This window comes from Oscillibacter sp. MSJ-31, assembly GCF_018918025.1.
In the GTDB taxonomy this organism is placed as follows: Bacteria; Bacillota; Clostridia; order Oscillospirales; family Oscillospiraceae; genus Hominicoprocola.
Window position 1 is genome coordinate 44,017 of record NZ_JAHLPT010000008.1, and the last position, 25,902, is coordinate 69,918.

28 protein-coding genes and 1 tRNA gene are annotated in these 25,902 nt (G+C 60.0%); 13 read left to right on the plus strand and 16 right to left on the minus strand.

What is annotated here, in order from left to right:
- Positions 1 to 3: 3 nt before the first annotated feature.
- From KQI17_RS07375 to KQI17_RS07390, 4 genes are all read right to left on the minus strand, one after another.
- A complete protein-coding gene (locus KQI17_RS07375) occupies positions 4 to 618 on the minus strand; it encodes a class I SAM-dependent methyltransferase (RefSeq protein WP_216495542.1) in 615 nt (204 codons plus the stop codon).
- A gap of 57 nt (positions 619 to 675) precedes the next feature.
- Positions 676 to 846: a nitrous oxide-stimulated promoter family protein gene (locus KQI17_RS13880; protein ID WP_216495543.1), complete on the minus strand. Its 171-nt coding sequence runs from the start codon at positions 844 to 846 to the stop codon at positions 676 to 678.
- A 124-nt stretch (positions 847 to 970) separates the two neighbouring features.
- A complete protein-coding gene (locus KQI17_RS07385; protein ID WP_196059343.1) occupies positions 971 to 1,480 on the minus strand; it encodes a ferritin in 510 nt (169 codons plus the stop codon).
- Positions 1,470 to 1,868 carry a Fur family transcriptional regulator gene (locus KQI17_RS07390; protein WP_216495544.1) on the minus strand — a complete coding sequence of 133 codons (399 nt, stop codon included), beginning with the start codon at positions 1,866 to 1,868 and terminating at the stop codon, positions 1,470 to 1,472. Before KQI17_RS07390 ends, KQI17_RS07385 begins: the two co-directional genes overlap by 11 nt.
- 196 nt (positions 1,869 to 2,064) lie before the next feature.
- On the opposite strand from KQI17_RS07390, the gene KQI17_RS07395 reads away from it, so the two are divergent.
- The 8 genes from KQI17_RS07395 to KQI17_RS07430 all read left to right on the plus strand — a co-directional run bounded on the left by KQI17_RS07395 (position 2,065) and on the right by KQI17_RS07430 (position 5,825).
- Complete coding sequence (locus KQI17_RS07395; RefSeq protein ID WP_216495545.1) at positions 2,065 to 2,487, plus strand: rhodanese-like domain-containing protein; 423 nt, start codon at positions 2,065 to 2,067, stop codon at positions 2,485 to 2,487.
- Between the two features lie 2 nt (positions 2,488 to 2,489).
- The gene (locus KQI17_RS07400; protein ID WP_216495546.1) at positions 2,490 to 2,906 is read left to right on the plus strand and encodes an Rrf2 family transcriptional regulator; all 417 of its coding nucleotides are present in this window, start codon (positions 2,490 to 2,492) and stop codon (positions 2,904 to 2,906) included.
- A gap of 12 nt (positions 2,907 to 2,918) precedes the next feature.
- Positions 2,919 to 3,239, plus strand: coding sequence for a thioredoxin (gene trxA, locus KQI17_RS07405; protein WP_216495547.1), 321 nt, complete (start codon positions 2,919 to 2,921; stop codon positions 3,237 to 3,239).
- A gap of 10 nt (positions 3,240 to 3,249) precedes the next feature.
- A complete protein-coding gene (gene trxB, locus KQI17_RS07410; protein ID WP_216495548.1) occupies positions 3,250 to 4,173 on the plus strand; it encodes a thioredoxin-disulfide reductase in 924 nt (307 codons plus the stop codon).
- A 106-nt stretch (positions 4,174 to 4,279) separates the two neighbouring features.
- Positions 4,280 to 4,552: a hypothetical protein gene (locus KQI17_RS07415; protein WP_216495549.1), complete on the plus strand. Its 273-nt coding sequence runs from the start codon at positions 4,280 to 4,282 to the stop codon at positions 4,550 to 4,552.
- A gap of 50 nt (positions 4,553 to 4,602) precedes the next feature.
- A complete protein-coding gene (locus KQI17_RS07420) occupies positions 4,603 to 4,836 on the plus strand; it encodes a hypothetical protein (RefSeq protein ID WP_216495550.1) in 234 nt (77 codons plus the stop codon).
- Positions 4,837 to 4,917: 81 nt separating this feature from the next.
- On the plus strand, positions 4,918 to 5,241 hold the full coding sequence (locus KQI17_RS07425) for a PadR family transcriptional regulator (protein WP_216495551.1): 324 nt from the start codon (positions 4,918 to 4,920) through the stop codon (positions 5,239 to 5,241).
- Positions 5,238 to 5,825, plus strand: coding sequence for a DUF2812 domain-containing protein (locus KQI17_RS07430; RefSeq protein WP_216495552.1), 588 nt, complete (start codon positions 5,238 to 5,240; stop codon positions 5,823 to 5,825). The genes KQI17_RS07425 and KQI17_RS07430 overlap by 4 nt, the downstream gene beginning before the upstream one ends.
- Before the next feature lie 134 nt (positions 5,826 to 5,959).
- Here KQI17_RS07430 and KQI17_RS07435 read toward each other — a convergent pair whose 3' ends face one another.
- The 4 genes from KQI17_RS07435 to KQI17_RS07450 all read right to left on the minus strand — a co-directional run bounded on the left by KQI17_RS07435 (position 5,960) and on the right by KQI17_RS07450 (position 8,901).
- Complete coding sequence (locus tag KQI17_RS07435; RefSeq protein WP_216495591.1) at positions 5,960 to 6,493, minus strand: DUF4300 family protein; 534 nt, start codon at positions 6,491 to 6,493, stop codon at positions 5,960 to 5,962.
- Positions 6,490 to 6,981 (minus strand): immunoglobulin-like domain-containing protein, encoded by a 492-nt coding sequence (locus tag KQI17_RS07440; RefSeq protein ID WP_216495553.1) that lies wholly within the window; start codon positions 6,979 to 6,981, stop codon positions 6,490 to 6,492. The genes KQI17_RS07435 and KQI17_RS07440 overlap by 4 nt, the downstream gene beginning before the upstream one ends.
- Positions 6,982 to 7,244: 263 nt before the next feature.
- Positions 7,245 to 7,321, minus strand: a tRNA-Pro gene (locus KQI17_RS07445).
- Positions 7,322 to 7,431: 110 nt separating this feature from the next.
- Positions 7,432 to 8,901: an MATE family efflux transporter gene (locus KQI17_RS07450; protein WP_216495554.1), complete on the minus strand. Its 1,470-nt coding sequence runs from the start codon at positions 8,899 to 8,901 to the stop codon at positions 7,432 to 7,434.
- A gap of 212 nt (positions 8,902 to 9,113) precedes the next feature.
- On the opposite strand from KQI17_RS07450, the gene KQI17_RS07455 reads away from it, so the two are divergent.
- The gene (locus KQI17_RS07455) at positions 9,114 to 10,301 is read left to right on the plus strand and encodes a metallophosphoesterase (RefSeq protein ID WP_216495555.1); all 1,188 of its coding nucleotides are present in this window, start codon (positions 9,114 to 9,116) and stop codon (positions 10,299 to 10,301) included.
- A gap of 36 nt (positions 10,302 to 10,337) precedes the next feature.
- Here the strand turns inward: KQI17_RS07455 and KQI17_RS07460 are convergent, their stop codons facing one another.
- A complete protein-coding gene (locus KQI17_RS07460) occupies positions 10,338 to 11,204 on the minus strand; it encodes a DMT family transporter (protein ID WP_216495556.1) in 867 nt (288 codons plus the stop codon).
- Between the two features lie 198 nt (positions 11,205 to 11,402).
- On the opposite strand from KQI17_RS07460, the gene KQI17_RS07465 reads away from it, so the two are divergent.
- A complete protein-coding gene (locus KQI17_RS07465; protein WP_216495557.1) occupies positions 11,403 to 11,957 on the plus strand; it encodes an RNA polymerase sigma factor in 555 nt (184 codons plus the stop codon).
- Entirely contained in the window at positions 11,954 to 13,174 is a 1,221-nt protein-coding gene (locus KQI17_RS07470; RefSeq protein ID WP_216495558.1) for a hypothetical protein, read from the plus strand. The genes KQI17_RS07465 and KQI17_RS07470 overlap by 4 nt, the downstream gene beginning before the upstream one ends.
- 69 nt (positions 13,175 to 13,243) lie before the next feature.
- On the opposite strand, the gene KQI17_RS07475 is transcribed toward KQI17_RS07470, so the two are convergent.
- Genes KQI17_RS07475 through mtaB form a run of 3 tightly spaced genes read right to left on the minus strand, consistent with a single transcriptional unit; the run spans position 13,244 to position 15,307 of the window.
- A complete protein-coding gene (locus KQI17_RS07475) occupies positions 13,244 to 13,429 on the minus strand; it encodes a hypothetical protein (RefSeq protein WP_216495559.1) in 186 nt (61 codons plus the stop codon).
- Positions 13,430 to 13,445: 16 nt separating this feature from the next.
- Entirely contained in the window at positions 13,446 to 14,021 is a 576-nt protein-coding gene (gene yfbR, locus KQI17_RS07480; protein WP_216495560.1) for a 5'-deoxynucleotidase, read from the minus strand.
- Positions 14,018 to 15,307 (minus strand): tRNA (N(6)-L-threonylcarbamoyladenosine(37)-C(2))-methylthiotransferase MtaB, encoded by a 1,290-nt coding sequence (mtaB, locus tag KQI17_RS07485; RefSeq protein WP_216495561.1) that lies wholly within the window; start codon positions 15,305 to 15,307, stop codon positions 14,018 to 14,020. The genes yfbR and mtaB overlap by 4 nt, the downstream gene beginning before the upstream one ends.
- Before the next feature lie 88 nt (positions 15,308 to 15,395).
- On the opposite strand from mtaB, the gene KQI17_RS07490 reads away from it, so the two are divergent.
- Together KQI17_RS07490 and KQI17_RS07495 are read left to right on the plus strand one after the other, a co-directional pair.
- Positions 15,396 to 16,529, plus strand: a complete 1,134-nt coding sequence (locus KQI17_RS07490; RefSeq protein ID WP_216495562.1) for a cysteine desulfurase family protein — start codon at positions 15,396 to 15,398, stop codon at positions 16,527 to 16,529.
- 21 nt (positions 16,530 to 16,550) lie between these two features.
- Positions 16,551 to 17,933 (plus strand): MATE family efflux transporter, encoded by a 1,383-nt coding sequence (locus tag KQI17_RS07495; RefSeq protein WP_216495563.1) that lies wholly within the window; start codon positions 16,551 to 16,553, stop codon positions 17,931 to 17,933.
- 36 nt (positions 17,934 to 17,969) lie between these two features.
- Here the strand turns inward: KQI17_RS07495 and KQI17_RS07500 are convergent, their stop codons facing one another.
- Genes KQI17_RS07500 through KQI17_RS07515 form a run of 4 tightly spaced genes read right to left on the minus strand, consistent with a single transcriptional unit; the run spans position 17,970 to position 25,894 of the window.
- Positions 17,970 to 18,485 carry a hypothetical protein gene (locus tag KQI17_RS07500; protein WP_216495564.1) on the minus strand — a complete coding sequence of 172 codons (516 nt, stop codon included), beginning with the start codon at positions 18,483 to 18,485 and terminating at the stop codon, positions 17,970 to 17,972.
- Complete coding sequence (locus KQI17_RS07505; protein WP_216495565.1) at positions 18,482 to 18,799, minus strand: hypothetical protein; 318 nt, start codon at positions 18,797 to 18,799, stop codon at positions 18,482 to 18,484. The genes KQI17_RS07500 and KQI17_RS07505 overlap by 4 nt, the downstream gene beginning before the upstream one ends.
- A complete protein-coding gene (locus KQI17_RS07510) occupies positions 18,796 to 19,428 on the minus strand; it encodes a hypothetical protein (protein ID WP_216495566.1) in 633 nt (210 codons plus the stop codon). The genes KQI17_RS07505 and KQI17_RS07510 overlap by 4 nt, the downstream gene beginning before the upstream one ends.
- A 22-nt stretch (positions 19,429 to 19,450) precedes the next feature.
- A complete protein-coding gene (locus KQI17_RS07515; RefSeq protein WP_216495567.1) occupies positions 19,451 to 25,894 on the minus strand; it encodes a type II secretion system protein in 6,444 nt (2,147 codons plus the stop codon).
- Between the last annotated feature and the right edge of the window lie 8 nt (positions 25,895 to 25,902).

The window sequence follows — 25,902 nt, forward strand, 5'->3', positions numbered from 1 at the left end:
TTATCACACCTCCGATTTCACACATTCCGCATAGGTCAGCGGGAACGAGGCTTTCAGCACAGCGCTTTTCCGCACCGTCCAGCCGTTCTGCCGCAGGAAGCACAGGTATTCCTCGCTCGTCCACCTGCTGTGGAGGGAGAATCCCGCCAGCTTCATGAAAAATGCCTTGACCTTGCCGGAAAACGAGTTCCCCGCGTGGGTGAAGGTCGGCGCAATCAACACGCCATCATCTTTCAGTACCCGTTTTATCTCTTGCAGGGCTTTCTCCGGCTGCGGCACGATGTGCAGTGCGTTGGATACGATCACCACATCGAAGGACTTGTCCGCATAGGGCAGGCGGAACATATCCTGCATGGAAAAGTGCAGCTTCGCCGAGCGGTTGTCCCGCTTGGCCTCTGCAATCATCTCCGCAGAGGCGTCCGTCGCCTCAATATGCGCCGCCGCATTCACGATTTGCTTTGCGATCAGCCCCGTGCCGGTTGCCAGCTCCAGCACCGTTTTGGCTTTCACCACCGGCCGGATCAGCTTATACATCTCTTCGTATGCCGCCCGATCCCTTCGCATAAAGCGGTCGTAACGACCGGCATTTTTGTCCCAGAAGGTCTTTCGTTCTTTCATAGCCGTTGCCCTTATCTCTTCTTTATTTTTTGCCGCATTGTGCCTCTCGGAAAGGCTTCAAAGTGCCGCTAAAAATTTCCCGTGCAGGCATCTGTCCCGCCGCTCTCTGGCGTATTCCAGCAGTGCATTGCACGCCGGACAAAGCGCCTCGCCCCTTGTCCCATGCACACCCCAACAATACCGGCGCACCATGAGGGTAACGGTTTCGATCTCCTTTTCCTTGTTCAAGTTCTGAAGTCCTTTCTGTTTTATACGCAGTTAGTCCACTCTAACCGTCTGACGGAAGAAAAGGCAGGCCACCTGTATGCAGTCCGCCTTTTGCCTGATGCGAAAGCCCGCAGCCGCGCAGGGCTTACAACACCAGTGAGGGCGCGGTGTAGACCCGTGCCTTCAGCTCGCTGTTGAGCATATACAGCCCCTTGCTGTCACCGCCGAACAGCTCCATCTTGGTGATAAGATCGGCGGCGTTCTTCTCCTCCTCACCCTGCTCCTTGATGAACCAGTCCAGCATCTGCATGGCACGGAAGTCCCTGGCCTCGTATGCGGCGGCGTAGATGGCGTCGATGCTGGCGGTAACGAGTTTCTCATGCTCCAGCGCCTTTTTCAGCGGGGTCATGTGGTCGCCTCGTTCCCACTCCGGCTTTGCGATAGCCTCAAAGGTGACACCCTCGCCATTGTTCTGCAAATACTGATAAAACAGCATGGCGTGATCCCTCTCCTCCTGCGCCTGTACCCGGTACCAGTTCTCAAAGCCGTCCAGCCCGACGGCGGCGTAGTAGTTGGCAAAATCCAGATACAGATAGGCGGAGTAGAACTCCTTGTTGATCTGCTCGTTGAGCAGCTTCGATACGTTAGCGTTCATGATATTTCTCCTCCATAAGATTGTCTTTTTCCTGCTCCCGGCAAGCGGGGCAGATATACCGGATCTTAAGGTCATACGAGAGGATCTCCCGTCCCAGCGCCCGTTCGATCCGGCTCTGCATATCCGGCAGGCGGATATCCTCGATTTTCCCGCACCGGCTGCAAATCAAGTGATCGTGCCGCTCCGTTCGGTCGTACCGGTCCGGCGAACCCGACTCCGTGATGCGGTGCAGCAGACCCTCCTCCGCCAAGGCGTTCAGATGCTTATACACAGTGCCAATGGCGATACTGGGATGCTCCTTTTTCATCTCCATGAACACCTGCTCCGCCGTGGGGTGCCGCTGAAGCTCCGTGACGGCGGCCAATATCTCCTCCGCGTATTTCGGCATACTGCCAACCTCCTAAATACAAGAATAAGTCTTATTCTTTCGTCTTTATTATACCCATATTTCTCTCTTTGTCAACAGCCACAAGGGTCTTACGCCCCCAAATTGCTCCAAAAAGCCTTGACAACCTCAACTGTATCTGTTATAATCACAGTATAAACTGTATCAGTAGCAAACACAGTTGCATTGGAGGTTAATTATGCGTCAGATATTACTTTTTGCGGCACTTGCCGTCTCGCTTGCGCTGCTGAGCGGCTGCGCGCTGTCCAAGGCAAAAGAAGACAAGGCGGAGGACATGACAGGCAAGGCGACGTATCAGAAGATCAGCGCCGAGGAAGCCTATGAGATGATGGCCTCGCAGGAGGTCGTGGTGGTGGATGTCCGCACCCGGGAGGAGTACGATGGCGGGCATATTGAAAACGCCGTCCTTGTGCCCAACGAGAGCATCGGGAGCGAAATGCCCGAGGCGCTGCCCGACAAGGAAGCCACGCTGCTGATCTATTGCCGCAGCGGCCGCCGCAGCAGGGATGCCGCCCAAAAGCTGCTGGCGCTTGGGTATCAGAGCGTCTACGACTTTGGCGGCGTCATCGACTGGCCCTACGAGCTTGTGAGGGAGGGATAATTGTGGACAGTTCTTTTAATTTGGCCATCCACGCGCTGGTCTGCCTGAGCCACAGCGGACGCTCCCTCAGCAGCGAGGCGCTGGCGGAGAACATCTGCACCAACCCCACCCGCGTCCGCCGGGTGCTGGCGGGGCTGAAAAAGGCATGCATGGTGGAGACCCGCGAGGGCTTGGATGGCGGCTACCGCCTGACGGCAGACCCGGCGAGCCTTTCTCTCCGGCAGGTGGCGGAGGCAGTGAATACCCGCTTTGTGGACTGCGTGTGGCACAGCGGGGACATCGACCGGGACTGCGCCATCTGCTCCGGCATGGCGGGCGTGATGGACGCGCTTTACCGGCAGATGGACGAGCAGTGCGCCGCCTATCTGGAACAAATTACCATCACGGATATTGAAACACAACTTTTTACACAGGAATAGGAGGATTTGATTATGCTTACCATTACGACCAACAGCTTTGAAAACGATGTTCTCCGCGCGGACAAGCCCGTGCTGGTGGATTTCTGGGCGCAGTGGTGCCCCTACTGCCGCCGCATTGCCCCGGCCTTCGACAAGGTGGGCGAGCAGTACGCAGACACCCTCATCGCCGGCAAGATCAACTACGACGAGGAACCGCAGCTCATCGAGCGCTTCGGCATCGACACCATCCCCACGCTGATGCTCTTTAAAAACGGCGAGGTGCTCGGCGCCGTTGTCGCGCCCGCCTCCAAGGCAGCCATTGAGACATTTATCCAGGAAACGCTGGCACAGTGAAGACACGATTATGGAGCAGATTTATGATATGATCGTCATCGGCGGCGGCCCCGCCGGATGCACCGCCGCCCTGTACGCCGCCAGAAGCGGGCTTTCTGTAGTGATACTGGAAAAGCTCTCCGCCGGCGGGCAGATGGCGCTGACAGAGCAGATCGACAACTATCCCGGCTTTGAGGACGGCATCGACGGCTTTACACTGGGCGAGAAAATGCAGCAGAGTGCCGAGCGCTTCGGCGCGGTGACGGAGCTGGCGGAGGTCTACAAGGTTAGCCTTTCCGGGAGGATCAAGACGCTGGACACCAGCGAGGGCGTCTTTCAGGGCCGCACGGTGGTCATCGCCACCGGCGCCTCGCCCCGCATCCTCGGCGTTCCCGATGAGGAGGCGCTGGCGGGCAAGGGTGTCCACTACTGTGCCGCCTGCGACGGCGCGCCCTATCGGGGCAAGACCGTGGCGGTGGTGGGCGGCGGCAATTCCGCCGCGGCGGACGCCCTGACCCTGTCCCGTATTGCCCAAAAGGTCTACCTCATCCACCGCCGCGACAGCCTGCGGGCAACGAAGGTCTATCATGAGCCGCTGATGAACGCGCCCAATGTGGAATTCTGCTGGAACAGCACGGTCTCCGTGCTGCTGCACGACAACCGCCTGACGGGGCTTCGGTTAAAAGACGTCAACACCAGCGCAGAGCGTGATCTTGCCTGCGACGGCGTGTTCATCAGCGTGGGACGTGCCCCGGCGACGGAGCTGTTCCGAAATGAGCTGGCACTGGACAAATCCGGCTACATTATGGCGGACGAATCCACCCGCACGAATCTTCCCGGCGTGTTCGCCGTGGGCGATGTGCGCACCAAGGCGCTGCGGCAGGTGGTCACCGCCGTGTCGGACGGCGCGGTGGCCGTCCACTACGCGGAGGAATATCTGGCGGAGAACCGGTAAAGGAGCTGCGAACGATCCTCTCATCGGCAGTTCCTGTCCGCAGGCAACACGATTGCGAACCATGCCTCATAGGAGTGCAGGGTAAGAGAATTTAAGGAGACAACATATGTGTCTGTTTTTAGGAATTTCTGCAATCATTTTTACAGGATCCAATTTGATTTACTCTTTTAAAAATAAGAATGAAAAGTGGTTTAGATTCGCAGCCTTATCTTTCACTGCATTGACCGTATGTTCGTTTTATTCAGACGGAGCGATGCGTGTGCTAAATGAAGATTGGGGAGGCTTGATGGATATCATGCCAACCATGAGCAAGGCTCTGTGGGTATGTGTAGGAATATCGATTTTATTAAACTCTGTTTCGCTCTTTAGAGAGAAATAACCCCATTCCAATCTGCGTATAGGCAGTGTACAAAAACAAAGAGGATGCATATGCTCGAACCCGGAATGAAAGTCCCTGACTTTACTTTACATGACGCGAACGGCAATGCCGTCAGTCTGCATGATCGCGCCAGCAAGACGGTCGTCTATCGTTCTATCCCAAGGGCAGTGTTCATGTACGATAGAGAAGCAACAACACAAAACAAGAACAGCGTACCCAACTATTCTATATCAAAGTGGAGCAGTAACACGAAAATGTTGCTGCTCCATTTTCATGCCCCTTAAAATAATTTCCTTGAATCTGCTTGACTTATATTACGGTTAGTGATATATTTATTACAGTAACCGTAATAAGGAGGAGGAACTATGAGAGACAATGCAAAAGGTGGCGCGCTTACAGAAGTGACCTTTTATATTTTACTCTCTCTTTATGCACCAAAACACGGATACGCCGTTATGCAGTTTGTTGAAGAAAAAACGGGCGGGCGGCTTTCGTTAGGAGCAGGCACTTTATATGGAGCATTAAACTCTTTGCAGGACAAGAAGTGGATCGAGCCTTATGGAGATAGTGAGGGAAGAAAAAAAGAATACCACATTACAGCACAGGGAAAAAAAATTGCAGAAAAAGAGCTTGCAAGGCTAAATGAACTTGTAAGCGTTGCAAGTAAAATTGTTGGAGGTGCGATATGAGCAAAAAGTGTTATCGCTATTTTGGTGGGTTGCTGAATACGCAGGCAAAATGGCTAAACAAAATGGCTGAAAAGGGACATCGACTTGTTCGGACAGGAAAACTGCTATACGAATTTGAAAAATGCAAGCCTGATGAAGTAACCTATTGCGTAGAGTTTATCGGAGAAAAATCAAAAGAGAGTTCAATAGACTATGCTAACTTTTTGGAGGATATTGGATATAAGGTGTTTTTCAAAAATATCAATCTAAACTATTCTGTTGGAAAGGCTCGTTGGCGTCCATGGGCAGAACGGGGCGGGCGTATTGCGACAAACGCAACAACCTTTAACCGAGAACTATTGATTGTGGAAAAAGCAAATGATGGAAAGCCGTTTGAACTCCATACCTCTTATGACGATAAAGAAAAATATTATCGCAACTTACGCAATCCGTGGCTATTTCTACTGCTCATGTTTGCACTATTCGCAGTTACAAAGCAATCTATAATCTTTGGCATCTTTGCGTTGGTTTCTATAATTCCTGGCAGTATATATCAAATACAGATAATGAAAATCCGGAAGGAAGCCAAGACACAGGAATGGTGAGGAAATAAATAGCAAACCCAGCCAAGCCAGTCAACGGCAAGTGAATGGGCTGCGCCCACCGTTGACAGCCCCGCCCGTCTTTGCTGTTCGGTAATCAAGAGGGCGACAGCACAAAATGCTGCCGCCCTCTGCTATTAATTAGAATGAGGGGACTTTGTGTCCATAAGCTTGTCGTTCTCCATGATAAAGGGGCTCGCCGTATCCTGTCCCCATGAGGTGTCATATTTCCCCATAAGGTAATCGCTCAGCGCCGTTCGGTCGGCAAAGCGCAGCATCCGGTACGGCTCCTGGAAGGCGACCTTTTCTACGAAATACAGCGTCCCGTCCTCCGCCGTCAAAAGTACGCCAACATGCCCGACAAACAGCAGAGATTCCTCCTCGGTCGGCTTATCGTGGAAGAATACCGTGAGGAGGCGGATTCTTTCATTCTCCCGAAAGGTAATGCCGCGGGAAGCCCATTCCTCTTGTACGGTTTGTACATGACGCTTGATCTCCGTGGTATCCTCCGCCTTCATGGAGGAATACAGTGCGCGGAAATCTGCAAGGCTGCTTCCGCCCAGCGCATCGGGATCTGTTTTCAGCGCTTCCTCGTCCACAAACAGCACATCTTCACCGGCATTGATTTGAGAGTCCGCGCTCACGGAGAGGAAGTCCCCAAACAGGTTCATGGCGGTGATCCGGCAGTTATAGCCCGGAAACGTCCCGTTTTTCGCCGTCCATCAACAATGTCAAAAGGAAAGTAAAAAAAGTCATTACTATGAGCTAAGCCGAAAATAATTCGGTATTTACCGACAGATAGTTGGTCATAGTCTGTCAGAAAAAAATCTACATTCATTGTCTCTCCTGATGGGATGTAAAGAAGATTATCTGTATCTCTTATATGAGGGGATTTTTTTACAATAACCCATGTTTCATTAATATTTTGTTCGAGATATGGCAGATAGAGTTCCGGGCTATTATCGCTATGATTTGTTATGCAAAGAGATATCTGCTTAGTATCAATAGTGTATTGTGCTTGCACAGCCTGAATAGAGAATCCGCTTACCGGGGTCAAATTTTGATAAGGGGATTTGGGGGATTGAGAGGTTTTAATTAAATAGAACAAAAGAATACACAAGATGACTGTTGGGACAATGGCAAAGACTCTTTTTTTCATGGTATACTCCTTCCTTTTCCTCTGTCCATCGCCGTTTACTTCTTCCCTTTTAGAATATTCCAAACTGTTGATATTGTTAGTTACATCTATATAGACGCTAAATTTTTTAAAATGTTCCCATTTTTATCATCATAGTGTAAAATATAAACAAAGGCAAGGACAAGAATTGTCCCTGCCTTTGCTTACTATAGAACATTTTCAATAGAAATGATAAATCCGAACACACTACCCACTTGGATAATGTAGTTCGGATTATCATTACTTGGTCCGAGTGACTGGAATCGAACCAGCGGCCTCTTGAACCCCATTCAAGCGCGATACCAAACTTCGCCACACCCGGATATGCTGTTTTGCTGAACTCATCCTAAATAAGATAGCATATCCCGGCGCAAATTGCAAGCCTTATTTTCAAGTTTTTTTAAAAAAGCGACAAAAACTTTTTGTTTCTTCCTACATTGTTCCTTTCAGGTAACGGTAGTCCATTTTCATGATATTGCGCAGGAAGGGCACGAGCAGCACGGCGTCCGCCGCCATCCAGGCAAAGGGATCGGCGAAGCAGAGGGCATAGACCGCCGCGCGCGGCGCATCGGAATTGACCGCGCCGCCTGCGATCAGCGGCGGCAGCAGCAGGCACACGCTCACGCGCGCGGCCAGCTCGGCCGCGCCCGCACCGAGCACGAACTGCGGTTTGCCGATGCCCTGCACACAGTTGCGCACGACGAAGATGAAGCCGAGGAAGAGGTAGAGCGACAGGTCGACATAGAGATAGGTGTTGCCGTAGCGCATCGTCTCCGCCGTGACCTTATCGGGTGAGAGGAAGATATGGAGATACCCGCCGCCGCGCGAGAGCAGCAGGCCGGCCGCGATGGAGATGAGGCACATCGTCCAGACGATGAACAGCGCCTGCACCGTTCCCTTCCTGATGCGCGCGTGGTCGCCCGCACCGAGGTTCTGCGCGGTGAAGCTGGTCATCGCCGCGCCGAGGCCGTTGAGCGGCGTCATAAGAAGATTGTTGAGCTTGTTCGCCGCACCGAAGCCGTTCTGCGCCGCGTTGGAGACCATTTCGCCGCCAAGCGTATCGAACTGCACGATGACGCTCTGCATCACGATGATGCCGATGGCAAGGACAGAGAACTGCAAGCCGAGCGGGATGCCCTGAATGAGATGTCGCGTAACGTCGCGCCTTGTGATGCGCCAGTCCTCGCGGTGCAATCGCAGCTCGGGATACTTCAAAAAGGCGTAGAGAAAGCAGCCGAGCGTGCTGATGAGCTGCGCCGCAACGGTGGCGACGGCTGCGCCCGCGACGCCCCAGTGGAACGAGAGGATGAAGAGCAGATCCAGCCCCACGTTGAGGATCGTCGAGAAAAGCAGGAACGCGAGCGGCGTGGCGCTGTCGCCCATGCTGCGCAGGAACGAGCAGATGAAGTTATAGAAAAGCTGCGCGCCGATGCCGCCGAAGAGGATGGCGCAGTAGGTATAGGCCGCGCGGTAGACCTCCCCGCTCGCAGGTGTGACGTTGATCCACGCGAGCATGGGGTCGAGCAGCGCCAGCGCCAGCGCCGTGAGCACAGCGGTCAGCGCCGCGGAGAGGACGATCTGCGTCGCCATGGAGCGGCGGACGCCCGCGCTGTCGCGCGCACCGACGAAGCACGATGTCACGGTGCAGAAGCCCGCGCTCGCGCCGAAGGCGAACTGCAGGAAGATCATCGCGAGCGAGGTGGTATCGTTCACACCGGCGACCTCGCTCGCCGTCAGCGTCTGACCGACGATGGCGGCGTCGCTGATGGAATAGACCTGCTGGAGCAGGTAGGAAACGATAATGGGGAACGCGAACACGAGCAGCGTCTTCCAGCACGTTCCCTGCGTGAGGTCCACGGGCTGAAAGAACGAACGGAGCGAAAACGACGACTGATGATTCATAAGCCTCACCTTTTACCACGGTGTATTTTGATGTCTTTCATACGAGATTGTGATTATAAATTTGTAGGAATGGGTTGTCAATGTCACTTTTGTCCAAAAAAAGTGTGTGCTTCGCGCCGCATCTTTTCTCTTGCGCCAAGGGCGCAAAGGGAGTAGAATAGCGCCGAAAACAAAGGGTGTCTCCCCTTTCGGAAAGGAGCGCAGAACGCGCCATGCTTGCCTTCCTCCTCGCACCGTTTTACCTGCTTTTTAACCTCTATCTGTTCCGCCGCATCATGGGCTGGGTGCGGGCGTGGTTCCCATGGTTCCGCAAGCGGAAGCATTGGGCCGTGCCCGCCGCGCTGTACGCCTTCTTTGCGCTCTCCTTTGTTCTGGCCTTTCCGCTGCCTGCCGGACGGCTGAAGCGCGCGCTCATGCTCATCGGGAATTATTGGCTCGGCGTGCTGCTCTATCTGCTGCTGGCAGTCCTGCTCGCGGACGGACTGCGGCTGCTGCTCGTCCACGGTCTGAAGCTCCGTTCTCTGCGCTCGGCGCGGATGCACCGCATCGCGGGTTGCCTGTGTGCGGCGGCCATTCTTGTGACCTCCGTCGGCGGCGTGATCAACGCCCGCGTCGTGCGCGTCACGCCCTACGAGGTCACCGTAAACAAGTCCGCCGGCAGCATGGAGAGCATGAAGGTCGTGCTGCTCGCCGATCTCCACCTCGGCTACAACGTGGGGCTTGCGCAGATGGAGCGCATGGTCGCGCGCGTAAACGAGCAGGATGCCGATGTGGTCGTCATTGCGGGCGACATTTTTGATAACGCCTGGGAGGCCGTGGAGGAGCCGGAGCAGATCGCCGCGGTGCTGCGCGGCATCCGGTCGAGGTACGGCGTCTACGCCGTCTACGGCAACCACGACATCGAGGAGCCTATCTTAGCGGGCTTCACCTTCCGAAGCGACGGGAAAAAGCAGAGCAGCCCCGAGATGGACGCCTTTCTCGCGTCCGCGAACATCCGTCTCCTGCGCGACGAGGCCGTGCTGCTCGGCGGCGAGGTTTATCTTTACGGCCGCCCCGACGCGCAGCGCCCGGGGCGCGGGATCGAGGTGCGCAAAACGCCCGCGGAGCTCGTCGAGGGGCTGGATACGGACAAGCCCATTCTGGTCCTTGACCACCAGCCGCGCGAGCTGGAGGCGCTGGCCGCGGCGGGCGTGGACGTCGATCTCTGCGGGCACACGCACGACGGGCAGATGTTCCCCGGCAACCTCACCGTCCGGCTATTTTGGGAGAATGCCTGCGGCTGTCTCCGCGTGGGGTCGATGCACAGCATCGTGACCTCGGGCGTCGGCCTCTTCGGGCCGAATATGCGCGTGGCGACCAGAGCCGAGATCTGCCCCATCACCATCCGCTTCGCTGAATGAAAAAAGGGAAACGGTTTTGCAAACCGTCTCCCTTTTTTATTTTTTCTCCGGCAGCTCGTTCCAGAGCGTGAAGCCGAGGATCAGCGCACCGCCGACAAGCTGCGGCGCCGTGACCGGCTCGCCGAGCACCGTCACCGAGACGATGACCGCCACGAGCGGGTCCATGTAGCTCAGCAGAGCGACCTCCTGCCCCGGCAGCTCGCGCAGGGCGGAAAAATACAGGCAGTAAGTCACGCCCGTGTGGAAGAAGCCCACGATGAGCAGGCAGACCCAGCCGCGCGCGTCGAGCGTCCCCAGCGATACGCCGCCAGTCGCGGCGACGTAGGGAATGAGAATGACGATGGCGGCTAAAAACTGCAAAAAGGTCCGCTGGATGCCCGCGACGCTTCGGATGAACTTATTGAGCAGAATGACCGCGGCGTAGAACGCCGCCGCGCCGAGGCCGAAGAGCACGCCCCGCACATCCGCGCCGCCGCGGAGCCCCCCGACGCCGATGACCAGCACCAGTCCCAGCGTGGACATCACGAAGCAGACGATCTGCTTTCCCGTCAGCCTTTCGTGAAAGAGCAGAGGGCAGGCAGCGGTGACGAGCACGGGCGCAAAATAGTAGCTCAGCGTCGCGACGGACACGGTGGTGTAGCGGTAGGCCTCGAAAAGCAAGATCCAGTTCACGCCCATCGCCATGCCGGAGAGGAGCAGCAGCGCGGCCTCACGCCGATTCGCGCGCAGCGCGAGCTTCTGTCCGCTCACGAGCAGATAGCCGCCGACGAGCAGCGCCGCCATCACCGCGCGGTAAAGCGCCAGCTCGCCCGAGGAAACGGAAATGCCGCGCACGAACGGCGCAAGCGTACCGAAGATAACGGCCGCCGCTGCAAGCATCCCGCGCGCCCTTCGCTGTTCCATGAGTCCTTCCTCCCTGCGCAAAAGAATGTCATCATTATAAAGGCTTCGCCGCAAAATGCAAGCTGCGGAACGCACAAATCGCGGCATTTACTTTCACCCCGCCATCGGATAAGATAGAGGAAGAAAAAATTTTTTGCGTGTTCCGCGCGACCTTCGCGCCGCGTTTGCGGTAAATAGAGTGAAAGGAGGCGGGGCCAAATGAAGGACGAGCAGATCATCGCGCTGTATTTTGCGCGCAATGAGGATGCCATCGGCGAGACCGACAAAAAATACGGAGCGCGGCTCCTGCAGCTCGCGCAGCGCATTCTCCTCGACCAGTTTGCCTGCGAGGAGGTGCGCTCGGACACCTATCTGAAAACGTGGAACGCCATTCCTCCGCAGCGCCCGCCGGTGTTTTCGGCTTTTCTCAGCCGTTTGACGCGGCAGGGCGCCATCGACCGCTATCGCCGCGACGGCGCGCAGAAGCGCGGCGCGCGGGAATATCTTCTCTCCCTTGAAGAGCTGGGCGACGCGGTCGGCGGCGAGGCGGACGAAGCGCTGGACGCGAGGCTGCTCGCCGAGAGCATCGAGCGCTACCTGCGCACGCTCTCGCCGCGCGAGCGCGGCGTCTTCCTCGCCCGCTATTTCTACGTCGATCCGCTTGCCGACGTCGCGCGGCAGTACGGCACGAGCATCGGCGCGGTCAAAAGCCTCCTCTACCGTACGCGGCAGGGTCTGCGCGCACATCTGGAACAGGAGGGCTTTACGGTATGACGAACGAACAGCTCAGCGCTTCCCTCAGCTATCTTGGCGACGAGTTGCTGGCGGAGTGCGGCGCGCGGCGGCAGAGGCCGAAGCGCTCATGGCGGACGGCGCTGATCAAGGCCGCGTGCATCGCACTGGTGCTTTTCAGCGGCATCTACGTCGCCGGACGCTTCGACTACTCGCTCGGCGCGGGCTGCGCCTCCAGCCCCGGCACGATCGCGGACGGCCGCTATTATTACCACGTCCGCCACAGCGGCGTCTGGTGCTACGATCCCGCCATGGGCACGAGCGAGCGGGTGCTCAGCACCTTCTGGTACGATGGCTACGCAGTGAACGGCTACGGCATTTACTACCTTCGGGGCGAAACGCTCTATGTGCAGGTACACGAGACGGGCGAGCGGATAAAGCTCTACACCGCACCGCAGGACTGCACGCGGCTTTTCTTCTCGCTGCTCGGCGACGGGCGCATCGACGTCCGGCTCCGCTTCAACAGCTATACCATTCATCAGGACAAAGTCCCAACCGACACAGAGCCCAATGTACCGCCCCGGAGCTATAATGACACCATCGTCTGGAGCGAATACCTGCTCGACGGCAGGACCGGCGAGCTGCTGGAGGTCCGGCAGGAGTACGCATCCTCCGGCGCGGGCTTCGAGCAGTTCTATGAAAACACGCACCTCACGTTCGGCGGGTACGAATTTACCCTCGTGCCGAGCGGTCAGCGGGCGGACGGGGTCGCCCTCTACCGGCTTCTCCGCGACGGCGAGGACGTGACACCCGAGGGGACGCTGTTCGATCAGGGCTTCTTCGTGCTCCGCGGCGGCCAATACGCTCTGGTCGAGTGTGTGAGAGGCGAGAAGCTGACACACAATATGCTCTGCCTCGGTGCGGACGGCTCGGTCACAACGCTGCGCTGCCCGAACACACGCAGCTACGTCGCCGCGGCAGACGGGTTCGTTTTCTACGACCAGTACGAATGGCAGCTTGCCGAACAGCGGTACGTCGGCGTCGGTTGCCATGACATCGCGACCGGCGAGGAATGGCTCCTCACCGTCGACCGCACGGACCTCACGCGGGAGCTCTACGACTACACGACCGACGGGGCCTATCTCTACGCCTGCGCGCCGTGGAGCAGCGCGCACACGGTCTGGCGGCTCGTCTCCGACGAGGACGGCAGGCCCGCCGCGCTGGAATACGTTGACACGGTGGACCCCGCACGGCATTGAGACAGAGGAAACGACAGCAAAAAGGGAGAGCTTCCGGCGGAAGCTCTCCCTTTTTTCGCACACGGTGCGTTATTCCTTTTTCTGTGCGTCCTCCGCGCCGTTCTTCTCCTTCCGCTCGCGCAGGATGCGCCCCACGCACACGAGCGCAAGGAGCGCCCACAGGGCGATGCCCGCCGTCCAGTCCTTGAGGTAGCAGCCCACCGCCATCAGAATGGTGAGCGGCAGAACGATATACAGCGTCCGAATTTTGATCATGGTTTCTTCCTCCCTGTTATTCCAGCTCGTCGAGCGTCATGGAAAAGCTCTCCGCGCAGTGCTCCATAAAGTAATCCAGCTCGGGCAGATGCATCGCGTCGAGCGCGGCGCGGGTCTGCTCGGCGGCGCGGCGAAATTCCGCGTTGCCCGCCTTGAGCTCCTCGACGCACTTGATATAGGCGGATAGCTTGTCCGCCGCCTTGACCAACTCGAGCACCTCGCCGTCCGCGCAGTCGAGCACGTCGTCGTAGTCCGGCCTGAGCTCGTCGGGCAGCATGGCAAGGAGCCGTCCGCAGGCGACCGCCTCGACCTTCTTGTAGGCATCGCGGATCTCGGGCGCGTAATACTTGATAGGCGTGGGCATATCGCCGGTGATGATCTCGCTCGCGTCATGGTAGAGCGCGGCCGCGGCGACCTGTCCCGCGTCGATCTGCCCGCCGTACACGCGGTTTCGGATCACCGCGAGCGCGTGCGCGAGCACCGCGACCATGTGGCTGTGCTCCTGCACGTTTTCGGAAAAGGTGTTGCGCATGAGCGCCCAGCGTGTGATGTAGCGCATCCGCGCGATGTAGGCAAAAAAGTGGCTTTTCATGTCTCCTCCGGTTCCCCGCGCAGGCCGTCGCCGTCGACGGCGGTGATGCGCACGTTTTGTACAGTGTTATGTAACCCTTTCATCCCCACCGTGACGGGCATATAGTTCGGCGCGTGGCCGACGCTGCCCTCTCCCCTGTCCTGCTCAAAGAGCACGGGGAAGGTCTTTCCCACGCAGCGGGCGAGATAGCCTTGGTGCATCCGCTCCGCGACGGCGGCGGCGCGCGCCGCGCGCTCTTCGCGCACGCTCATGTCCACCTGCGCCATCGCCGCGGCCTTCGTGCCGGGGCGGACGGAATAGGGGAAGATGTGCATGGCGGCGAAGCCGCACTTTTCAATGAAGGCGAGCGTCTCACCGAACTCCTCCTCCGTCTCCTCCGGGAAGCCGGTGATGAGGTCGGTGGTGATGGCGGGGTCGTCAAAATATTCGCGCAGCAGCTCCACAGACTCATAATACCGCGCGGTGTCGTACCGGCGGTTCATGCGCCTGAGCGTCGCGTCGCAGCCGGACTGCATCGAGAGATGGAAGTGCGGGCAGAGGGTCGGGAGCTTTTTCGCCCGCTCGCAGAATTCCCGCGTCACCGTGCGCGGCTCGAGCGAGCCGAGCCGGATGCGCATCTCCCCGCCCTCGCGGGCGATAAGCTCTAAAAGGTCGATGAGCGTCGTGCCGTCCTTGAGGTCGTGGCCGTAGGAGGAAATTTCGATGCCCGTGACCACAAGCTCACGGTAGCCCTGTGAGCACAGGGCGCGCACCTGCTCCGCCGCCTTGTCCATCGGCAGCGAGCGCACGGGGCCGCGCGCGTAGGGAATGATGCAGTAGGTGCAGAAGTTCACGCAGCCGTCCTCGACCTTGAGCATCGCGCGGGTGCGGTTCGCCATGCCGCCCGCCGGCAGCACCTCGAACGTGCGGCGGCGCAGCGCGTCGTCGATGTCCGCGACCGCCTCGCGCGTTTTCACGGCCTCCTCCAGCCGGTCAAGGAATCGCGCGCGGTCGTTCGTGCCCATCAAAAGGTCGATGCCGAGGCTCTTCGCCTCCTCCTCGTGCGTCTGAACGTAGCAGCCGCAGGCGGCGACCACCGCGTCGGGACTGTTCTTCTTCGCGCGGCGGATCATCTGGCGCGACTTCTTGTCGCTCACCGCCGTGACCGAGCAGGTGTTGATGATGTAAGCATCGGCGGGAGACTCAAAATCCACCAGCTCGTGCCCGCGGGCGGTCAGCTCCTGCTCCATCGCCTGCGTCTCGTATTGATTCACCTTGCAGCCCAGGGTGTAAATACCGATCTTCATGCTTTCTCCTTGCTTTTCGTGGATTTTCCGCATATAATCATACCATGTTTTCGCTTGATTGCAAGTGCAAAGAAAGGAATGCTTTGCTATGATCTATCTCGACCATGCCGCCACCACGCCTGTCGCGCGCGAGGTGGCGGATACGATGTACGATGTTTTACTAAACGGCAGCGGCAACCCCAGCTCGCAGTATCCCTACGGCGCCGCCGCGAAAAAGCGTCTGGAGGCGGACCGCGCGGTCATCGCCGCCGCACTCGGCTGCAAGCCGGACGAGCTGTATTTTACCTCCTGCGGCACGGAGAGCGACAACTGGGCCATCCGCCTTGCCGCCCACCAGAACCGCCGCGTCGGAAAGCACATCATCACCACCGCCGTGGAGCACAGCGCCGTGCTTGAGCCTTGCCGTCAGCTGGAGCAGGAGGGCTATGCCGTCACCTATCTCGCGCCCGACCGTCAGGGCAGCATCACCGCGCAGCAGGTCGCGGACGCGCTGCGCGAGGATACGGCGCTCGTCTCCGTGATGCTCGTGAACAACGAGACCGGCTGTGTGTTCCCCGTCGGCGAGATTGCGCGGCTCCTGCGCGAGCGCGGCTCCAAGGCGCTGCTGCACACCGACGCCGTGCAGGCGTTTTTGAAGCTCCCGTTCCGCGCGGATACGCTGGGCGCGGACCTCATTTCCGTCAGCGGACACAAGCTCAACGCCCCCAAGGGCGTCGGCGCGCTTTACATCGGCCCGCGCTGCCGCGCGGTGCGTCCGCTGCTCGCGGGCGGCGGACAGGAGCGCGGCCTGCGCTCGGGCACCGAGGCCACGGCGCAGATCGCGGGCTTCGCCAAGGCGGTGGAGCTGCGGCTGGAGGGCTATGAGGAAAAGCTCGCCCGCATGGCGCAGCTCAAGCAGTACGCGCTCGAGCAGCTCCTCACCATCGACGGCGTGGTGCGCATCGGGAACGGCGACGCCCCGCATATCCTCTCCGTCTCGCTCGTCGGCTATCCGAGCGCGAACGTTGTCACCGAGCTCGGCGCGCAGGGCATCTGCATCTCCGCCGGCTCGGCCTGCCACCGCGGCAAGCTCAGCCACGTCTACGCCGCGATGAAGCTCGACAAAAAGACGGCCGCGGGTGTTCTGCGCGTCAGCTTCGCGCCCGAAACGACCGAAGCGGACGTCGACGCGCTCGTTTCCGCTCTCCGCAGGCACAGGGAAACGCGCTTTCCCATGCTGTAATTTTTCCATTCGAGGTCGCTCATGTTCTCCTATCTTCGTCAGCCCGGGGGCTTTTACCGACGGCTTTTTCTGCTCGCTCTGCCCATCATCGTGCAGAATCTCATCACCACCTCGCTCGGCTTCCTCGATACCTTCATGGTTGGTCTGCTCGGCAGCGAGCAGATGTCCGCCGTCACGGTGGCAAATGTGCCCATCTTCATCATCCAGCTCATCGTCTTTGGATTGCAGAGCGGGTCGAGCGTGCTCATCAGCCAATACTGGGGCCGCGGCGACCGCGAGAGCATCAACCGCGTCATCGGCATTGGCTTGTGCATTGCCGGCAGCGTCTCGACCGTTTTCGCCCTCATCATGGCGTTCTTCCCGGCGGATGTTCTGCTGCTGGTGACGGACAATCTCCGTCTCGTCGCGATCGGCACGCCGTATATCCGCATCGTCGGCTTCTCGTATATCCTCAATTCCCTCTCGTCCATCTACATCGGGATGCAGCGCAGCATCGAAAATCCGCGCTTCGGTATGCTGGTGTTCGGCGCGTCCATGCTCTGCAATACCGTGGGCAATTATGTGCTCATCTTCGGCAAGCTCGGCTTCCCCGCGCTCGGCGTCACAGGCGCGGCGGCCGCCACGCTGCTCTCGCGCGTGGTGGAATTTGCGCTCGCCTTCGGCTACGCCCTGCGCTGCCGCACCGTGCCGCTCCAATGGAGCGCCCTTCTCCGCCCGGGCCGCGAGATGCTGCGCCGCTTCATCCACTACAGCGCGCCGGTGCTGGCGAACGAAACGCTCTGGGGCGTGGGCTACTCGCTCATCACCGTCATCATGGGCCACATGGCCGCGAGCGGCGACCTCATCGCCGCCTACACCGTGGCAGGCAGCATTGACAAGCTCTCCACCGCCGGCATCTACGGCATCGCCAACGCAGCCGCCGTCATCGTCGGCAAGGAGATCGGCATCGGCAGCAGCCGCGAGAGCGTCGTGCGCATCGGCAAGGCCGTGTGCCTCACGGCATTTCTCTTCGCGCTCGCCCTCGGCGGCGTGGAGCTTCTGGCCTTTTTTACGCTGCTCCGGCCGTATGTGCTGCCGCTTTTCTCCCTCTCGGCGGGCGCGGCGGCGATGTGCGCGGTCATGGTGTACTGCTACGCGGGCGTGATGCCCCTCCACGGCTTTTCGTCCACGATGGTCGTGGGTGTGCTGCGCGGCGGCGGCGACGTGCGCGCCTCGCTGCTCATCGACAACTTCCCTCTCTGGTGCGTGGAGCTGCCGCTGATGTGCCTGCTCGGCCTTGTCCTTAAGGTGCCGAACGAGGTGTTCTGCCTGTGCATCGCCATCGAGCATCTGGCAAAGACTCCCGTCGGCCTTTGGCGCATCCACGGCGGCAAATGGGTGCATGACATCACACGAAGCGATTAAAAGGAGCTGCCGGACATTTTGTCCGGCAGCTCCTTTTCACTTTTTGCCCGCGTTGATGCGCTTGACGTCGAAGCATGTCTCCTTCAGGATATTCCCCTGCGCGTCCGCGATGGCAAAGGAAACGGTAAAGATCCCTGTTTTGGCGCTGTAGCTGATGAAGTCCGTTTCCCCCGTGCCGGTCGTCCGCACCCGCAGGCCCTGCGGGTAGGAGGCCGAGCCGAGGAGCCGGAACTCCTTGCTGTCGGTCGTCTGAATGACGACCTCGCCGTCGTCGCTGATCGCAAACGAGCCTCCGCCGCCGCTGTCCGTCGTGCCGACGCCCTGGATGAACATATTCTGTCCCACCTCGCCGCTGTAGCGCAGCTTGTCGCTGATGGCTGCCGTCAGCGTGGAGCAGAGCAGCTCCGTCTCCGACAGCTCCATCGACTCGCGGTACGTCCGCACGGCAAAGCGCACGCCCACCGCCAGCATCGCGCTGATGAGCAGCACGATCAGCACCGTACACAGCGTTTCGGTGAGCGTCACGCCGCGGCTGCCGCGCAGTTTTTTCATGGCGTCACCCCCGATGAGGTCGTGTCCGTATAATATTGATATCCGTTGTCCGTTGTATAGAGCGTGACATTCCTTCTGCCGATCTTTTGGCTCGTGCCGAAGTGGGTTCCCTCAGCCGTTACGGTCACCGTCTTTCCCTGCTCCGCGGTATAGCGGAAGGAAACGTCCTCGCGCGCGGCGGCGTTGATCCGCGCCGCGGTCACCGCGGCGGTCGAGAGAAGGGCGAACGCCAGCGCCGCGATGAGCACGGAGACCAGCGTCTCCACCAGCGTCTCCACCAGCGTCTCACCGGCCTTGCTTCTGCGTTTTTTCATGCGTTCCCCTCCGCTCCCTTGGTGATCTTTGGGTTGCTCCAGGTGATGGTCAATTCGTCGATCCTGCTCCAGCCCGCGGTGTTCGCATAAACGTCTGTACTTTCGCTGACGCTTCCGCTCAGCCTGAGCGTCATGCGGCAGTCGTCCGCGTTCCCGGCGTCGGCCAGAGAAAAGGCGATCCGGATATCATAGCCCCCGCTTCCCGTTCCCCGTCCTGTCATGGAAAAGCTTGCCTTGACCGGCGGGAGCGCTTCATCCGGCAGCGTGATGGTGATGGTATCGGTGCAGCCGCCGTTCCGCGCGCCGTCCGTGAGCCAGTCTCCCATCAGGCCGGTCGGCAGCTCCTCTGTGGAGGAGCTGCCGGTTTGTACATAGCCTTCGCTCTTCTCGTCCCATTTGTAAGTCGTGGTGGTAGTCACGGTATACCGCATCTGGTCGATGCTGTCGCGTACGAGCTCCGCCGCCGAGCTGACGGCAAGGTAGTTCTGCTGCGCGGTGCGGTCGCCGTTCACGCGCCGCGCGGCGCTGAGCGCCGCGGAGAGAATGACCGCGCTGACCACCGCCGCGGTCAGGACCAGCAGGAGGGCCATCAGAATGGTCACGCCCTGTTCGTTCTTCAGTTTTTTCATCCCGATGCCCCTCCTTTCCTTTTTACGCCGTGCCGTCGGCTGCCTTCGCCAGCACCGTCACCGGCACAATGCGGCTCACCGTGACCGTCTCAGTCTCATCGATCCGATAGCTCGCCGTGATGAGCAGCGTCGTCTCGCCCGCGCCGATGCCCCGGACGCTCTGCGGAACGCCGTTTTTCCAGACGATCTGTGCAGCGCCCGTCTCGGCATTGGCGACCGTCCAGCCGAGGTCTTTCGTCAGAGCCTTACCGCCGCGGTCCAGCGCGGCAAGTCCGAGCGGCACCGTCGCGGCCTCGTTCACCGTGATCTGCTTCGCGCGCTCGATCTCGTCGTTCATCCGGATCGTCAGCTCCGCGGTGACGCTTACCATCAAGCGCGCCACATGACCGTCCAGCGCCGCGGTGATCTCCACCGAACCGTTCGCCAGGCCCTCCAGCGTCACGCGGCAGGTCTTTGCGTCAAGCGGCTCGAAGCCCGTCACCCTTGCGATGCTCTCATTGGTCGAGCGGAACGATTCGGGCGTCAGCCCGCCGAGCTTTCCGTCCTCCATGTTCTCCAGCTTCAGCACCGCGGTAATAACCGCGCTGCCGATTCCGGCATCGTAGTCGGTGATGCGGTCGATCGTCACGCTGCTCTTCTCCCAGACCGGACCGACGAGCGGCCAGTCGCCGTAGTGCAGGTTCGCCCTGCCGCTGTCGGTGTGCTCACTCGCCTGTGTGAGCACGGTCGGGAACGGGTAGTCCTGCCCGTCGAGCACGGCGATGTTTTTGCCCGGAAAGCTGTATTTCCCGTGGACCTCGGCCTGCGCCTCCTCGACGGTGACCCAGCCGAAGACGCTGTCCCCGTTTTGATTCAGCAGCTCCAGGATCCTTTTGTCCTGCCCGTTCTTCGTGACGTCCTTCCTGCCTGCCATCTGCTCATAGCTGAGCTTTGTCAGGTCGATCGAATAGCTCGGTCGATGATCTCTTCCGCCGATGTATTCACTGAGATACGAAAGATCGCCCTGCAGCATCTTTTCCCTCTCCTCATCGCTCTCCAGGATCGTCGCAAGACTCTTTTTGCCGCAGTAATACTTCGGCAGGTTGTACTGGACATCTGACTCCGCATAATAGTAGCAGTTGGTAATGGTCACGCTCGGCGCCCATTCATAGCGGTCGGCAACACTGCCGATGCGGGAGATCGACATGATCGTTCCCTGCATGGTCGGCAGCCCCGTATAGGTGTAGCAGTTCTCATACTCCGGCTCTCCGTCGTCCGTGCCGTTCTTGTTGGAAAAATTGCGGAAGTTGGAGGAAAAGCCGCTGCCGCCGATGCCGCCGATGTAGACATAGGTCCCCTTCGCGTTCTCGACCTCTGTCTCCTTCTCTGTACTGGTCTTCACGGTGACAAGGCTTCCGCTCTTATCCACGCGCTCATTAAGCGTATCGCTGCCGATCGTGATCGTTCCGCCGGTGTAGCAATTCGTCACCTTGTACTGCACGCCGCCGACCAGACCGCCCACGCGGACAAAGTTGCCGTATTGAGCTCTGGTCAGTTTGCCGCTGTCGCCGGCTTCCCGGTGCGTGCAGTTGACCTTGATATCGACCACCGCCGAGCAGCTGTTCAAATTGACCTTGGATACGCCGATCAATCCGCCCACCACCGCCTCGCCGAGCTGGAGCGGGTTGGTGCTGTTATCCTCGATGGTATAGCCCGCAATGGCGCAGTTGGCGATCTTCGCAGCGCGGTTTTCAACATTGACCCATTTTCCGTTCGCGTCGTAAAGGTAGTCATACGCGATGCCCACCAATCCGCCGAGCGCGTAGGCGCAGCGGTAGTTACGGTAGTCCGTGCCCGCTGGTGTACTGCGCTCGATCGTTCCGCCGTTGTCGCTGTAGAGCACGATGTTTCGGATCTCCGCGCCCGCCGTCGTGCCGAAAACGCCGACGTTGTAGCAGGGCGAGTCGATGTTGATGTTCTTGATGTAGTAGTTATCGCCGTCGTACACACCGCCGAACCAACTGTAGAGGTCTACCGCATAGCCCTCGTTGTTTGGATTCTCCGCCGCGTTGTTAAAAACCGCACCGGCGATGGGATGGAACGAGGTATTTTTCGCGCCGACCTTCGGAAATTCCCGGTCTGTGCCGTTGAGGTCATGCGACTGCTTCCAGCTGCGCCGCGGACGATCCCGCTCCGCCGCACTCTGTGACTGACGGCTCACGCCTTTGACCGTGGCGTATTGCAGATAGGGGAACTGCAGGTAGGTCGCTGCCGTTACCTCGCGGTCTGTGCCGGTCTCATAGGTAAACGTGTAGCTTGGATTCCACCAGCCTCCTACCTTATTTGACGTGACCCCGCAGCTCCAGTTGATGAACTGCAGCTGCTGCACTGAGCGGACCTGATAGGCCGCCTGGTCCGTACCCGGCTCCGCATCGCCCGCATAGCCGAAGGCGTCCGCAAAGAACGGGCAGAGCGTGTAGATATACTTTTCATTCAGCGTCCATGTGCCATTTGCCTGGAGCGTATAGCTGCCGTTTCGGCTGTTGGTCTCTGCCTGCAGGCGCAGACCGGTCTCGCCGGTCTCGTAGGCGGCGAAGGTATACTCCGGCATCTGCGCTCCCAGCGCCGACGCCGCCGCCCCGGCCTCCTCCGTATCACCGCCGTCCATGACGAAGCCGCCGCTCGCCGTCAGCCTCGGTTCCTCAGAACGCTTCTCCCAATAATAGCCGTAGCCGTAGGCGGTGATCACGCCGCCGTCGTCGTGCGCGGTGCAGAGGGTACTGCCCTCCTTGCGCTCCGTGCCGACAAAGCCGATGTAGGAGAGGTGATAGCCGCTGTTCGCGCCGTCCTCCTCCTTTTCCCAGTAGAACACGCCGACCTCGCCGACATTCGTCGGCACCGGCCAGTCGCCGTAGTGGACGAGTACGCCGCTCGCGTCCTGCATACAGGCGGGATAGGGGTAGCTGTCCTCCGTATTTTTCCGACTATACCGCGCGTCCACCTCCGCTTGCGTTTCGAAGCCAGGCAGCTTGAGCTCCTCCAACTCCGCCGCGGTCATGGGCTGCGCGCCGCCCGCGGTCTCCGCGCTGTACAGCCGGTCCTCCTCCCAGAAGCGGTAGGTGCCGCCGTTGAGATAGTAGCAGCTCTGCACGCTGCCGGAGGCGGTAAAGCCGTCCGCCCGCGCGCCCGCCGAGGACATGGCCGTCGCGCAGTAGGCGCCGCGGATGATGCCGCCGTTGTGCGCGGCAAAGCCGCCGAGCTCTACCTCGCCGCCGCGGACGGTCGGGACATTGATCGCCGCGATGCCGTAGCAGCCCTCGATGCGCCCGTCGTTCTGTCCGGCGAAGCCGCCCACGCTGAGCTGCGCGAACACGTTCTCGGCATAGACCGAGGGGCTGCTCACGCTGCACTGCTCCACATAGCCCTCATTGTAGCCGATGAAGCCGCCGACATAGACTGCGCTGCCGCTGTTGGCCAGCGCCTTGGCGCGGTAGCCCGCGGCCGCGCAGCCGCGCACCGTGCCGAAGTTGTAGCCGACAAGCGCGCCGATGTAGGCGCTCCTGCGCTGGATGCCGCGGTCAAAGCCGACGATCGTGTCCTCCCTGCCGGCAATGAGCACGATGTCGCGCAGCTCGCCCGCGTTGCAGCCGAACAGGCCCGCATAGACCTCGCCCGCAGTCTCCGTGCCGCCGCGCCCGAGACCGTTTCCGGTGATCGGCGCGCTGATGATCTCGTGCCGCTGACCGTTGTAGGTGTGGATGAAGGGCTTGGTCGTGCTGTCGCCGATGGGGAGCTGGGGGAGGTTCGCCGAGGGCTCGGTGCCGTTTCTGCCATAGTTCTTCCAGTCGTAGCTGACATAGTCGATGCCGCGCTCCTGCACAAAAACGCTGCTCTCATCGAGCCGCTCCCGGTATTCGTCGTAGTAAAGGCTCAGCGCGTAGAGCTGGCGCGCCGTGCGGATGGAAACGCCCGTCGGGCTCTCCACCGTGCCGTCCTCGCCGGGCGTCGTCACCGTGCGGGCAAAGTGCGGCGCGTAGAGATACGCCGCGCCGTCGACCCTGACCTCCTGATAGAAGCTGTTCGGATCGACATATTCCGTATTCACCGCCCCGGTCGGCAGCGGCAGGAGATAGCATTCCTTTCCGTTGTAGGCGACCTTCACCGCGGCGTTCGGGTCAAGCGTTTCCGTCTTCTGATCCGCGTCGCCCGCTGCCGTCCAGGTCCAATAGGTGACCGTGACCGACGCGGTCGGCTTGCTGTCGTAAATCATGCCGTAGCCGTCGCCCAGCACCGTTTCGTCGTCCCGCAGGGACGACACGTTGCCGCCGAGGAAGCCATAGCCTGCCGCCGTGCCGTTTTGATAATGCTCGTAGTACGCCAGCGAGCCGGACTCAAACTCCGCCTTCCAGTCGCCGTAGTGAGGGATCCCCTGCAGCTTCGGGTAAGAGTAGTCGGTCAGGCCCATGCCCTCCATGAGGTTGTAGGCGTTGGTGCTTCCGCCGCCCGTCACGGCGGTAAATGCGGTGCCAAGTCTCTGCGCCGCGGCGGGGCGGCTGGCGCCGCTCCATTCTCCGTAGCCGACACCGGCCGTTTCGGCGATATGCTGTGCCTTCGCCGCCCGCTCTTTCAGATAAAAGGTCCCCGCCGCCGCGGTCTGGACCTGTGCATCCGGCTTCGCCGTCGAGTAGGTCAGATCAATGTCCGCATTGAGCGGAACGCTCACGCTGTAGCATCCCGTCATAGCTTTGACCGGTCCGGCGGACAGGCCCGCTGTGACCGCTGCCTCCTGGAAGCCCGCGGCGTAGCAACTCGTCAGACGGATCGTGCTCGTCCCGATGCTCCCGCCAAACAGACCGCCGGTCTGTCCGTTCGTCTTATCGCTGTTGTAGAGGTAGCAGTCGGCGTAGCAGCGCTCCGCCGTCACAGCGCCGTCCGTCTGTCCGATCAGTCCGCCCGCCGCCGTCGTACCCCGAAGGACCGAGGCGGCAAAGCTGCTGTCGATGGAGACCTCCGCGTTCCCGCTCACATAGCCGACCAGACCGCCGATCACATTGCCGACGAGCCAAATATCCCGCTCCGTTTTTGTGCTCAGACCGTCGCTCGCCGGGTCCAGATAGACGCGGCAGCCGGTAACGCTCACCGTACCGGACAGCGTGCCGGCAAGACCGCCGACCCTTCCCGTGCCGCGGATCTGCGCGCCGGTGAGCGTGATGTCCGCCAGCGTGCCGCCGGAAAAGCTCTCAAACAGGCCCGCGTCGCCGTTCGTATCCACCGGCAGATGCGCGATCACCGGACGGTACGTCGTGCCGTCCACGGTATAGCTGCCCCGGTATTCACGCAGCGCCGTGTTAACAATGGGGCGGAACTTCTTCTCGCCGTAGACCGACGCCCAGCCGCTCGCGCCGGTGAAGTCAATGTTCTTCTCCTGCACCGCGCGGGTGATGACCGGCGCCAACTTGGAGGTCTCGTCCAGATTCTGCAGGTGGCGGGCGCAGGTAACGACCGCCGTATCGCCGCCGCGCAGCGTATGGAACAGGCCATTTGTCTTTTCGGGCACAAATCGCGAGCCCTCCACCAGCGGGTCGTCGCTGGTGACCTCAACGGTGACGGTCAGATTCTCCCCGGGCGTCAGCATTTTCAGCCATTCCTGCTGCGCAAAGCGGCGGCTGCCGTCGCCGCTCAGGTCGTCGAGCGTCACCGTCACCTCGTAGTCCCGGAAGCTCTTCTCGATCGTGGTGAACGTCTTGGTATCATTTTTCAGCTCGGTGCGCGCCGTCTCATTTCCTTTGTCGTCGCGGATGGTGATGAAGAAATGGAGCGGACGGTCATTCGGCGCCTTGCAGGCGATGCGCACCTCCAGCGTCTCCCCGTTGAGGATCTCCGCCCGCGGCGCGAGCACGCCGGTGTCATTGACCGCCGCCGCGTCGCCGCCATAGTAGCCGACCTTCGCCGTTTTCATGCGCTGGCTGCGGTAGCGCAGCACATCGAGCCCGGTATGCACGCCCAGCGCCTCCTCGCTGTAAAACACCGCGTAGACGCTGCCGCTGTCCGCGTTGTACTCCACGAGCCAATGGCCCTCGCGCAGCTCGGCGTCGGTCTGCTCCCGCGGCAGGATGTAATACGCCGCGGCGGAGGCGTTGTCCTTTTCCGCATCGGTCACATACCAGAGCGGAATCCTGCCGATATCGGTCTCGTCGTACTTGTCCTCTTCCGCGTCGAGAGGGATATAGGTAAAGTGCTTCACATCGTCGCCGCTCTTGTATTTCTCCTCCATACCGGCGGCCAGAAGCTGCGTCATGCGGTTCTGCGCGGTCTGGAATAAGATCTCCGCCTTGCTGTCCAGCTCCGTCTGGCGCAGCTCGCGCCGCATCTTCGAGACGGGAACGGCGGCAAGGGCAAACAGCACCACAAGGATCGCCACCGTCAGAAGGACCTCCGAGAGGGTGAAGCCGCGGTCATTGTGTCTGTTTGCCCTGTTGTTTTTCATGGTGCTCT